The sequence below is a fragment of the Nonomuraea sp. NPDC049714 genome, assembly GCF_044465295.1.
Taxonomy (GTDB): Bacteria; Actinomycetota; Actinomycetes; order Streptosporangiales; family Streptosporangiaceae; genus Nonomuraea.
Genome location: NZ_JBITLM010000005.1, coordinates 87,686 through 98,837 on the forward strand (window position 1 = coordinate 87,686; position 11,152 = coordinate 98,837).

At 70.3% G+C, this 11,152-nt stretch carries 11 protein-coding genes; 7 read left to right on the plus strand and 4 right to left on the minus strand.

Annotated features, from left to right (window positions below; translation table 11 throughout):
- Window positions 1-34: 34 nt before the first annotated feature.
- The 3 genes from ACIBQX_RS21190 to ACIBQX_RS21200 all read left to right on the plus strand — a co-directional run bounded on the left by ACIBQX_RS21190 (window position 35) and on the right by ACIBQX_RS21200 (window position 3,407).
- On the plus strand, window positions 35-1,648 hold the full coding sequence (locus ACIBQX_RS21190) for a long-chain fatty acid--CoA ligase (protein ID WP_397007828.1): 1,614 nt from the start codon (window positions 35-37) through the stop codon (window positions 1,646-1,648).
- A 6-nt stretch (window positions 1,649-1,654) separates the two neighbouring features.
- Complete coding sequence (locus ACIBQX_RS21195) at window positions 1,655-2,197, plus strand: cupin domain-containing protein (protein WP_397006944.1); 543 nt, start codon at window positions 1,655-1,657, stop codon at window positions 2,195-2,197.
- 64 nt (window positions 2,198-2,261) lie between these two features.
- Window positions 2,262-3,407, plus strand: a complete 1,146-nt coding sequence (locus ACIBQX_RS21200) for an acyl-CoA dehydrogenase family protein (RefSeq protein WP_397006946.1) — start codon at window positions 2,262-2,264, stop codon at window positions 3,405-3,407.
- Here the strand turns inward: ACIBQX_RS21200 and ACIBQX_RS21205 are convergent.
- Window positions 3,382-4,002, minus strand: coding sequence for a response regulator (locus tag ACIBQX_RS21205; RefSeq protein WP_397006948.1), 621 nt, complete (start codon window positions 4,000-4,002; stop codon window positions 3,382-3,384). The two genes, ACIBQX_RS21200 and ACIBQX_RS21205, sit on opposite strands and share 26 nt — an antisense overlap.
- Between ACIBQX_RS21205 and ACIBQX_RS21210 the strand changes: the two genes are divergently transcribed.
- The 4 genes from ACIBQX_RS21210 (at window position 3,896) to ACIBQX_RS21225 (ending at window position 7,721) form a co-directional block, all read left to right on the plus strand.
- Window positions 3,896-4,360, plus strand: coding sequence for a trypsin-like serine protease (locus ACIBQX_RS21210; RefSeq protein ID WP_397006950.1), 465 nt, complete (start codon window positions 3,896-3,898; stop codon window positions 4,358-4,360). The genes ACIBQX_RS21205 and ACIBQX_RS21210 overlap by 107 nt on opposite strands.
- A 157-nt stretch (window positions 4,361-4,517) precedes the next feature.
- Complete coding sequence (locus ACIBQX_RS21215; RefSeq protein ID WP_397006952.1) at window positions 4,518-4,703, plus strand: DUF1049 domain-containing protein; 186 nt, start codon at window positions 4,518-4,520, stop codon at window positions 4,701-4,703.
- A gap of 90 nt (window positions 4,704-4,793) precedes the next feature.
- Window positions 4,794-5,801, plus strand: a complete 1,008-nt coding sequence (locus ACIBQX_RS21220) for a DUF389 domain-containing protein (protein ID WP_397006954.1) — start codon at window positions 4,794-4,796, stop codon at window positions 5,799-5,801.
- A gap of 120 nt (window positions 5,802-5,921) precedes the next feature.
- Window positions 5,922-7,721: an alkyl/aryl-sulfatase gene (locus ACIBQX_RS21225; RefSeq protein ID WP_397006956.1), complete on the plus strand. Its 1,800-nt coding sequence runs from the start codon at window positions 5,922-5,924 to the stop codon at window positions 7,719-7,721.
- Window positions 7,722-7,796: 75 nt separating this feature from the next.
- On the opposite strand, the gene ACIBQX_RS21230 is transcribed toward ACIBQX_RS21225, so the two are convergent.
- From ACIBQX_RS21230 to ACIBQX_RS21240, 3 genes are all read right to left on the minus strand, one after another.
- Complete coding sequence (locus tag ACIBQX_RS21230; protein WP_397006958.1) at window positions 7,797-8,207, minus strand: hypothetical protein; 411 nt, start codon at window positions 8,205-8,207, stop codon at window positions 7,797-7,799.
- A 412-nt stretch (window positions 8,208-8,619) separates the two neighbouring features.
- A complete protein-coding gene (locus tag ACIBQX_RS21235; RefSeq protein ID WP_397006960.1) occupies window positions 8,620-9,870 on the minus strand; it encodes a hypothetical protein in 1,251 nt (416 codons plus the stop codon).
- A 16-nt stretch (window positions 9,871-9,886) separates the two neighbouring features.
- Window positions 9,887-11,014, minus strand: a complete 1,128-nt coding sequence (locus ACIBQX_RS21240; protein WP_397006962.1) for a sensor histidine kinase — start codon at window positions 11,012-11,014, stop codon at window positions 9,887-9,889.
- Window positions 11,015-11,152 lie beyond the last annotated feature (138 nt).

Genomic DNA, 11,152 nt, shown 5'->3' on the forward strand with positions numbered 1-11,152 from the left:
CTCCAGAAAGGCTGTCGACGCGATGTACGGCTTGATGCAGGAGCACGCCTTGGCCCTCCCCCTCGTCTTCCGCCGGGTGGAGCAGTATTTCGGGCACAAGCGGGTGGTGACCGGTCGCGTCGACGGCGAGAGCGCTGTGACGTGGGCCGACGTCTGCGCGCGTACGCGGCGGCTGGCGGCCGTCCTGGACCGGCTCGGCGTCCCCAGCGGCGCCCGGGTCGGCACGTTCGGCTGGAACAGCCAGCGGCACGTCGAGTTGTACCTCGCGGTGCCGTGCACCGGCCGGGTCCTGCACACGATCAACCATCGGCTGTTCCACGAGCAGATCCGCCACATCGTCGACGATGCCGCCGATGACGTGCTCTTCGTCGACCGGTCGCTGCTGCCCACGGTGTGGCCACTGGCCGAGTCCTTCAGGAGCCCGCGGCACGTGGTGGTCATGGACGACGGCGCCGACGTGCCACTGCCCGACGATCCCCGGATCGTCGGCTACGAGGCGCTGCTCGCCGAGGTCAGCCTCTTCGACGGGGAGTTCTCGATCGCGGACGAGAACACCGCGGCGGCGCTCTGCTACACCTCCGGCACCACGGGCAACCCGAAAGGGGTCCTCTACAGCCACCGGTCGATGGTCCTGCACGCCCTGCTGCTGCTCATGACCGACACCTTCGGGATCAGCGAGCGCGACGTAGTGATGCCGGTCGTGCCGATGTTCCACGTCAACGCCTGGGGGTTCCCGTACGCCGCGATGTTGTGCGGGGCGGACCTCGTCCTGCCCGGACCGGCGATGCGGCCCGCGGAGCTGATCTCGCAGATGGAGCGGCACCGCGTCACCTTCACCGGCGCGGTGCCCACGGTGTGGCGTGGCCTGGAGCCGCTGCTGGCCGACCACGACCTGTCCAGCCTGCGGATGATCGTCTGCGGGGGCGGCGCCGTCGACGACGCACTGTCGCGCTCCTACCAGCAGGCCATCGGGATTCCCCTCACCAATGCCTGGGGGATGACGGAGACCAGCCCGGTGGTGACGGTGCCGCGGCTGGCGACCGTACACGACGATTTGGACCCGGACGCGCAGCGCGCGGTCATCGGCTCCCCCGGCCTCGCGGTGCCGCTCACCGAGCTCCGGGTGATCGGCGACGACGGTACGGAGGTCGCCTGGGACGGCAGCACGCCGGGCGAGTTGCAGGCGGCCGGCCCCACCATCGCCGCCCGCTACGTGGGCGAGGAGCGGCCAGGCCCGGCGTTCACCGACGACGGGTGGCTCAGGACCGGGGACGTCGCCACCATCGACGGTCACGGTTACGTGCGCATCGTCGACCGGACCAAGGACCTGGTGAAGTCCGGCGGTGAATGGATCCCCTCGGTCGAGCTGGAGGGCGCCATCATGGCCGACCCCCGGGTCGCCGAGGCCGCGGTGATCGGCGTGGAACACCCCCGCTGGGGCGAACGCCCCGTCGCCTACGTGGTCCCCAAGCCCGGCACCGGCCTCACCGCCGACGACGTGCGCGAGCACCTGACCTCACACGTCGCCCGCTGGTGGATCCCCGAGCAGGTGATCTTCATCTCCGAGATCCCGAAGACGGCGACCGGGAAGTTCGCCAAACGGCAGTTACGCCTTCAGCACCAGCACGACATCCCCCCTGAGGAGTGAGCGAACATGCCCATTCAGCCTCGACTCATCGTCACCGGCCGGGAGCCCGACGGGACCTCGGTGTTCGTCACCGACCGGCCCGCCGAGCCGATCTCCGTCGGAGCCATCCCCGGCTCGGACTTCTTCCTGATGTGGGGCACCGAGGACGGCGGGGCCACGGTCGGCACCGGGCCACGGCAGCCGCGACTCTTCCCCTTCTTCCCCGGCACCGGCGGCACCCGCGTCCTGTTCCTGCGCTGGGCACCCGAATCCGCCGCCCCTGAGCGGCTCGGCGACCCCGACCGGCTCGCCGCCGAGGCGGCCGGGAAGCTGCCCGGGCTGATGGACGTGTTCGAGCCCGACGACCCCGGCATGCACACCACCGACACCGTCGACTACGGCATCTGCCTGGAAGGCGAGTTGCACCTGGAGCTGGACGACGGCAAGGAGGTCAAGCTGACTCCCGGCGCCTGCGTGGTCCAGCAGGGCACCCGCCACGCCTGGCACAACCGCGGCGACCGGCCCGCGCTGATGTGTTACGTGCTCGTCGGGGCCGACCGCGCATCCTGATCTCCGAACGGCGGCGGCAGGCGTCCCCTGTCGCTCCCGCGTTCCCGCTCCCGGAAGGCCGCCTGTGGACCGACTGTTGTTCGACGACGACCACGATCTGTTCAGAGCCGCCGTGACCGCGTTCGCCTCCCGCGAACTGCTGCCCCACCAGGAGCGTTTCGCCGCCGAGCGACGCATCGACCGGGCCGCCTGGCGCGCGGCCGGCGAGCAGGGCGTCCTCGGCCTGGAGGTGCCCGAGCGGTTCGGCGGCGGCGCGGCGGGGGACTACCGCTTCAACGCGGTCGCCTGCGAGGAGCTCGCGAAGGTGGGCATGGCCGTCGCGTCCTGCTTCAGCATCCACTTCGACGTGATCGCCCCGTACCTGGTGGATCTCGCCACCGCCGAGCGGCAGGCTGAGTGGCTGCCCCGCTTCTGCTCCGGCGAGCTGATCACCGCCATCGCGATGACCGAACCCGGCGGCGGCTCCGACCTCGCCGCGATCAGGACCACCGCACGCCGCGACGGCACGGACTGGATCATCAACGGCGGGAAGACCTTCATCACCAACGGGCACAGCGCCGATCTCGTCCTGGTGGCCGCGAGCACCGACGCGCGGCGCGGCGCCAAGGGGATCACCCTCTTCGCCGTCGAGGCCGGTACGCCTGGATTCGAACGCGGACGCAAGCTGGACAAGATCGGCCAGCCGGAGGCCGACACCGCCGAGCTGTCCTTCACCGACGTGCGCGTGCCGGCCGCGAACGTCATCGGCGAGATCGACCGCGGCTTCGTCCACATGATGGAGCGCCTGCCGCAGGAACGCCTCGGCGCGGCGGTCTCCAACATCGCCCACGCGGCTCAGATCCTCACCGAAACGCTCGCCTACACCCGCGACCGCACGGCGTTCGGGCAGCCGATCGGGTCCTTCCAGCACAACAAGTTCCTGCTCGCCGAGCTGGTCACCCGCATCGAGGTGGCGCGGGCGTACGTCGACCACTGCGTCCGTCTGCACGTCGAGCGGGGTCTGGGCACGGCTGACGCCGCGAAGGCCAAATGGTGGTCCGCCCAGGTGCAGAACGACGTGCTCGACGCCTGCGTGCAACTCCACGGTGGGTACGGTTACATGACCGAGTACCGCGTGGCGCGAGCCTGGGCCGACGCCCGGGTCACCAAGATCTGGGCCGGCTCCAACGAGATCATGAAGGAGCTCATCGGCCGCGACCTCGGTCTCTGACGGTGACCAGGTCGCTCTCGTAGGCGGCGATCACCAGCTGGGCGCGGTCGCGGGCGTGCAGCTTGGCCAGCAGCTGGCCGATGTGGGTCTTCACGGTGGCCATGCTGACGATGAGGTGTTCGGCGATCTCGGTGTTGGACAGCCCCTGGCCGATGAGCTTGAGCACCTCGCGTTCCCGTGCCGTGATGCCGCTCAGGGAGCGGGCCGACCGTTGCCGAGGGTCCGGCTGCCGGGCGAACTCCCCGATGAGGCGCCGGGTCACGGAGGGCGCGAGCAGCGCCTCGCCACCCGCCACGACCCGGATCGCGGAGAGCAGGTCGCCGGCCGGGGTGTCCTTGAGCAGGAAACCGCCGGCGCCCGCGCGCAGCACCGAGAAGACGTAGGCGTCCAGGTCGTAGGTGGTCAGGATCAGCACCTTCACGCCTACGGTCGCCGGGGCGCCGCAGATCCGCCTTGTCGCCTCGATCCCGTCGAGCTCGGGCATCCGGATGTCCATCAGCACGACGTCCGGCCGGAGCTCGGTGGCCCGCTCGACGGCCTGCAGCCCGTCCCCGGCCTCGCCGAAAACCCGGATCCGCCTCCTGGGCTGGGGCATGACCTGCGAAGACGGAAACGAATGCCCCGAGCCGCCGGTCACCCTGCGGGAGCTGGACAGCGAGATCATCCCCGACAAGCGGTGCACGGGCATCGACGCCGCGGGCGACATCTGCTCCGCCCACCCCACCAAGAAGGCGCAGAGCCGCATCCTCGACTCCGGCGGCCCCATGGTGCGCAAGATCAGGGCACGCTGGGAGCTGGTCGGCGTCACCAGCCGCGACGGCAACGAGAAGACCGACCCGAGCTGCGTCGGACCCGGGGTGTGGACCGACGCCGCGGCCTACAAGGGCCGGATCAGGCGAACGGCCGGCATCGGAGCGCCCTGCCCCATGGCAGTCGTGGGCCGCGACAACTGACGGCCTGGAGTGGGCGACCGACGAGCCTGCTCGGGGCAAGGCGATCGGGAGCTACGCGAATTCCGGGGTAGGAGAAGGGCTTAGGCGCTGCACGCATTCGGGGGAAATCGTGACAGAGCAGAGGCCGACAAGCCGGTTGGGGGCGATGCCGCCACGCGTGTGGCTGGCGCTCGTTCTTCTGGTGCTGGCGATCGTCTTCATCCTGCAGAACCGGCAGGACGCGGTCATCCAGTTGTTCATGATCGTGGTGACCGCCCCTTTGTGGATCACTCTGGTGGTCTGCACCGCCATCGGGATCCTGATCGGTGCGCTGATCGGCCGCCGGGGCGGAAAGGGACGATAGCCCGGCCGGCTCGGGGTCCCCGGGAAATGATCGCCGGCCGTCCGTGTCGCTGCCCTTCCGCCGGTGTGACGGGCTCGGATACTCGATGGCATGCTGAGCGGACTTCGAGAGCGGGTGCTCCCCGAGGCCCAGCGCCGCCCCTGGGAGGAGCTGACCGAGAGCCTGGACCTGTCCTCCGGGGACGTTCGCGCGAAACGCTCGGCGTTCTGGACGATGCTGACCCTGTCGGCGGTCATCGCATCGGCCGGCGTGCTCACCGACTCGACGGCCACCGTGATCGGCGCGATGATCATCGCTCCGCTGGCCACACCGATCATGGGAATCGCACTGGCTGCGGTACGGCACCGCAGCCAGGGGGCGATCGGTTTCGTGCTCCTCGGCGGCCTGCTGGTGATCGCCACGGGGATGGCGTTCTCGGCGCTCCTGCCCGCTTCCTACGAACTGCTCACCAACGGCCAGATCGCCGGACGCACCTCCCCCAAGCTGATGGACCTGGTGGCCGCGCTGGCCACCGGCCTGGCCGGGGCCGTGGCCCATGCCCGCCGAGATGTCGCCGCCGTGCTGCCGGGTGTGGCCATCGCCATCTCCCTGGTCCCCCCGCTGGCCGTTGCCGGCGTGTGCCTCGGCCGGGGCGCGGGCTGGCTGGCACTCGGCGCGCTGGTGCTCTTCCTGTCGAATCTGCTGGCTCTCGTGCTCGGCGGCATCGTGGTGTTCTCGGCGACGGGTTACGCCAGTGAGGCCGGCGCCCTGGCCGGCCGAAGCCGCCGGCGGACCCGTCTCACGCTGAGCCTGCTGCTGGTCCTGGTGGTGGTGCCGCTGTCCGCCAACACCGTTGTCAGCTGGCTGCTGACGGCCTGGAGCGCACAGGCCAGGGCGGTGGCCGCCGACTGGATCTCCATCGTGCCGCACTCGTCGGTCGCCGGTGTCGACTTCGTCTCCCGGGAGCTGCGCATCCGCGTACGGACGCCGGGTGATCTACCGCCGATCCCCGAACTCCTCAGCGCCCTCCACGGCCGGATCCCGGACTGGGTGCCGATCGTCATCGAGAGCACGCAAGGACGCACGATCCAGGCAGGCCGGGTGGGTGCTCCCACGTGAGGGTTCGCCCGTCCTCGCTGACCAGTGACGCACCCGGCACGGTGAAAGAGATGTCCACGGGCGGGTGAAGGTACCGGCTCGCACGGGCGGACACGTACTGTCAGCGGGAATGCCGGGTTCATGGCAGACCTTCCCTTTCAGGACCGGGCGGACTTCGATGCCGCCGACCGCGGGTTCCTGGCCGCGCTCGACCCCGCAGTGATCAGATCGGCCGATGGCCGGGTCGTGTGGGACACCGATGCGTACGGCTTCCTGCAACAGGAGTGCCCGGACACCGCGCATCCCAGCCTGTGGCGGCAGGGACAGTTGTGCGTCAAGCAGGGTCTGTACGAGGTGACCGACGGCATCTACCAGGTACGCGGCCTGGACCTGTCGAACATGACCCTGATCGAGGGCGACAGCGGCGTCATCGTGATCGACCCGCTGCTGTCGGTCGAGTGCGCGGCCGCCGGGCTGAAGCTCTATCGCGACCAGCGCGGAGAGCGCCCCGTCATGGCCGTCATCTACACGCACTCCCACGCCGACCACTTCGGCGGGGTACGCGGCGTCACCGACGGCAACGTGCCCATCCTGGCCCCGGCCGGCTTCATGGAACACGCGGTGGCGGAGAACGTCTACGCCGGCACCGCGATGAACCGCCGCGCCACCTTCATGTACGGCCCGGACCTGCCCCGCTCACCGGAGGGACAGATCGGCACCGGGCTGGGCATGACCACCTCGACCGGCACCATCTCCCTGATCCCGCCCACCAAGGACATCACCCGCACCGGGCAGGAGGAGACCCTGGACGGGGTACGGATCGTCTTCCAGCTCACCCCGGGCACCGAGGCGCCGGCGGAGATGAACTTCCTCATCCCCGATCGCCGGGCGCTGTGCATGGCCGAGAACGCCACGCACAACCAGCACAACATCCTCACGCTGCGCGGCGCGGTGGTCCGCGACACCCGCACCTGGGCGCGCTACCTCACCGAGGCGATCGCCCTGTTCGCGGACGAGGCCGACGTCGTCTTCGCCTCACACCACTGGCCGACGTGGGGCGGACAGAACATCGTCACCTTCCTGTCGCAGCAGCGCGACATGTACACCTACCTGCACGACCAGACGCTGCGGATGATGAACCAGGGCATGACCGGCACCGAGATCGCCGAGGCGATACGGATGCCGCCCGCTCTGGAGCAGGCGTGGCACACCCATGGCTACTACGGCTCGGTCAGCCACAACGTCAAGGCCATCTACCAGCGCTACCTGGGCTGGTTCGACGGCAACCCCGCCCACCTGTGGGAGCATCCGCCGGTCGAGCAGGCCCGTCGCTACGTCGAGTGCATGGGCGGACGCGAGGGCGTCCTTTCCTACGCCCGCCGCTTCCTCGACGAGGGCGACCTGCGCTTCGCCGCCTCCCTGCTCAACCACGCCGTCTTCGCCGACGAGAACGACCGCCAGGCGCGCACGATGCTGGCCGAGGTCTACACCCGGCTGGGCCACGGCGCGGAGAACGGCACCTGGCGCAACTTCTACCTGGTCGCCGCCCTGGAACTGGCCGGTGACGTCGTCGCCGCCAACCTCGACACCACCTCGCCGGAGATGCTCGCGGCCCTGAGCGTGGACCAGATCTTCGACTCCCTCGCCATCCGCGTCAACGGGCCCCGGGCGTGGAACGAGAACCTGACCATCGACTGGCACCTGACGGACCTGGACCAGCACCATCGCACCACGCTGTCCAACGGCGCGCTCATCCAGCAGGCCGATCCGCGACCGCGGCGGGCGGACCTGACACTCACGCTCACCAAACAGCGACTGCTCGGCCTGCTCACCGGTGAAGCCGCCGACGGCATCCAGCACGAAGGCGACATGAACGTCCTGAACCGCCTGACCGCACTGCTGGACGACCCGGCCCCCGCGTTCGCGATCGTGACCCCGTAAGGGCTGGGGTGAGCTCACCCCCAGCCCTACGCCAGCAGGCCGCCGGGCCGTGCCCGGCCGGTGCGCGGCTCTGGGTCAGGCGCGTAGCTCTTTGGCCTCGCGGCCGTGCACGATCAGGGCGTACAGGACCAGCACGTCCACCGCGATGACCGCCAGCGACCACCACGGGTTCACCCCGATCCAGGTGAGCTGGGTCATCGCGTTCAGCATGACCAGCACCACGGCGAGCACGCGCGCCCACGTCTGGCCGACGCTCACGGCGAGCCCGGTGAGAAGGAGCACCACTCCGAAGATCAGGTGCAGCCATCCCCAGGTGGACACGTCGAAGAGCAGCAGCCGCAGCGGCGTGCGGATGTAGACGTCGTCGTTGATGATCGCGTACAGGCCGCCGATGACATTGAAGACGCCCGCTATGATCATGAGCATCGCGGCGAACCAGATCCAGCCGACCCAGCCGGTCGCCCGTCCCGCGTGATGGTAGGTCATCGAAATCTCCCGCTTGAGCTCTGACTTTCGTCGTACTCGGTTCCGTCACGCTCGAGGCGCTTCCTGGTTCCTGCCCTGCCCAGACAGACGCGACGAAAGCGGCATACATCCACTTGTGGGGATAGCCTGGCGCCTGGTTTACCGGTGCTCAGAAGTGGTTGAGCTTGACGCTGTCCTACGGCATTGAAAACACTCGAAACGACATGGGCCTCGTTCGCGTTGAGGCCAGGGTCCAGCTCGGCCTGCGGCAGCGGCCGGGTGTCGTCATCCGCGCAGGCACCCGAGGCATCCATGAGATACCGCTGCACCCGCTCAGATAAATGCACGATCAACCCAAGAGTGAGTAAGGCGTCTGGGAGCGCTGCCGGTCGAATTCACCCCCGGCTGTCGCAGCTGAACACCATCGCGGTGCTCACCCCGTCGGCTGCCATTCGGCCTCCATCCAGGCCGTGTCGTCGTTGGTCAGCGCTTCGACGCGCACGCCCGGCGTGGCCGGTGCCGGCACGTCGATCTCGCCGCAGTCGGCGACCACGCTGACCGACACCAGGGTGGCGCTGCCCACGACCGTGACGCGCGCCCGGGTGGCCGCGGTGGCGAGGACGACGAGTACCGCTTCGGTGAGGTCCCGCCTGACCGCCACCGGCGGCGTCGGCCACTGACCGCGTGAGTCCAGCTCCACCACGACGCCCTTACGGTCCGCCACGTCGATGCAGTGACGCAACTCGTGCAGCAAGGGGTTGGCGGCCGTGTCGGACTCGGCGAACAGCCGACGCATGCGGGCCGCCTCGATGGCGCAGCTCCGTTGGACCAGCGGGTTCTCCGGGCGAAGTGAACCGTCGGCGAGCCCCTCCAGCAGCGGCACCGTGGTCGCCGACAGCTCGGCGAAGCGCTGCTGCCTGCGGCGGTGCGATTCGGCGACGACGGCTTCCGCGACGCGTACCTGCTCGATCTCCCTGCGCGCGGCCACCGCCGCCGCGCCGAGACTGCGCAGCACGGTCGCCACCACCGCCAGGCACAGCGGGAAGCCGATCACCGTGACCGACCCGGTCGCGAACCGGGCCAGCGAAGCCCGGGTGGGCTCCTCGAACAGGAGCAGGTTGAGCAGCGCGGTGAGCTCGTGGGCCAGCAGGAACATCGCCGCGGCACGCAGCGGGCGGTCCAGCATCACGACGAGGCCAGCCCAGTTGGCCGCGCCGAAGATCCAATCCTCACTGGTCGACGTGCGTCCGTCCGGCAGGGTCGCGTACGACAGCATGGACGCGGCGAGCACGACCGCGATGGCCGGGCCGCGCAAGCGGCCCCACGAACGCCCGCGGACGAGCAGCGCGGCCTCTGTGAGCAGCACGGCGCCGAGCGCCGCGAAGGCGCCGAACTGCGCGAGCGGCGTGTCATAGGAGTCGAGGTGGCGCACCAGGTTGGTGAGCCCGAGCCCGCACGCGACCGCCATGGCGACGACCAGCGTCGCGACCCGCAGGCCGCGCCGCAGCTGCGCCCGCGTCGACTCCTCGACCGCGTCACTCGCAACGGCCCAGCTCGCACCCGCCACGCCGCTCGACCCGGCGACGTGCATCACGGCGTCACCCCCGGCGTCACCCACGGCGACCTCACGAGCAGCGGCCTCACGAACAGTCGCCTCACTCGCGGCTCTGTCACTCGCGGTCATGTCACTCGCGGTCGGGTCACTCATCGGCGGCGCGCCATTCGAGCCGGACCTGAGTCCCCTCGCCGACGGCGGAGGCGATCGTTGCCGTGCCGCCGACGCTCTCCATCCTGCCGCGGATGGACTCGCGTACGCCGCGCCGGGTCCCCGGCACGTCGTGCGGTGAGAACCCCCGCCCCTGGTCGGCGATGTCGAGGCGGAGCGCCCGCGCGTCGCCTCGGAGCCGGACGGTCGCGCGGGTGGTGCCCGAGTGGCGGCGCACGTTGGTGAGAGCCTCGCCCGCCGCGTCGGTGATCGTCCTGGCGACGCCGAACGGGAGGGGAAGCCGCTCGGGGCCGTCGAAGTCCACGGTCAGGTGGGTGACGGCGAGATCAGCACGCAGCAGGTCGACGAGGTCGGCCTCCTCGGGCGCCCGCCCGCCGACGGAACGCAACCTGCCCAGGTCGCGCCGTGCCTGCGGGGCCAGCCAGCCGGCGTCCGAGCTCACCTGTCCCGTGCCGACCATCAGCAGGGTCGTCGCCGCCGTGTCGTGCAGCGAGTTGACCTGCTCGCGCTCCTCGGCGCGGACGGCCGCGGCCACCAGGGCCTCCCCGCGTGCTCGCAGGGCCTCGGCCGCCATCAGGTCGGCCCGTTTCGCCGCATGGCGGACGAGGGTCCAGGCCGCTCTGGAGAGCGCGGCGGCCGGTACCGCCCACATCGTGCCCGTGACCAGGCTCGCGTCGACGCCCCACGCCCCCGCCGCCATGAGGAGCGCCACCGCCCCGCCGCCGGCGGCGATCGCGGCCGCGCCGCCCACCGCCGTCGAGGTGTGCCACTGATAGGTCACGCAGGCGAAGGTGACCAGCAGCCGCAACCACCCCGTGTTCCGGTCCTCCACGGCGTCGGTCCAGAAGCTGCTGCTGAACAGTCCCAGCAGGACGACCACGTCGAAGGGGACGAGCGCGCTGCCCCGCCCCGCCCGCAGCCACCACGCGAACCCACAGGTCCAGACCGCCGCGACGCCGACCACGACCGCGGTGCTCGCCAGGTGCTCGGCCGGGGCCCGGAACAGGGCGATAGCGCAGATCGGCACCAGCGTCGCCAGGCGCACCGCGGAGGCGTACCCGCGGCCGAAGCGCAGCAGCAGCCCCACGGCTTCCCCTGCCAACCGACACCTCTCGAACCACCCACGCCTCTGTCCGGCACGCAGCCTAACGTCTCCCTCATCCGGAAATGTCGTGACTTGTGAAATACAACGCGGGAGGGCGGACGGGACACCTCGGCCATGAGCCCGGCCTTGGCTCGC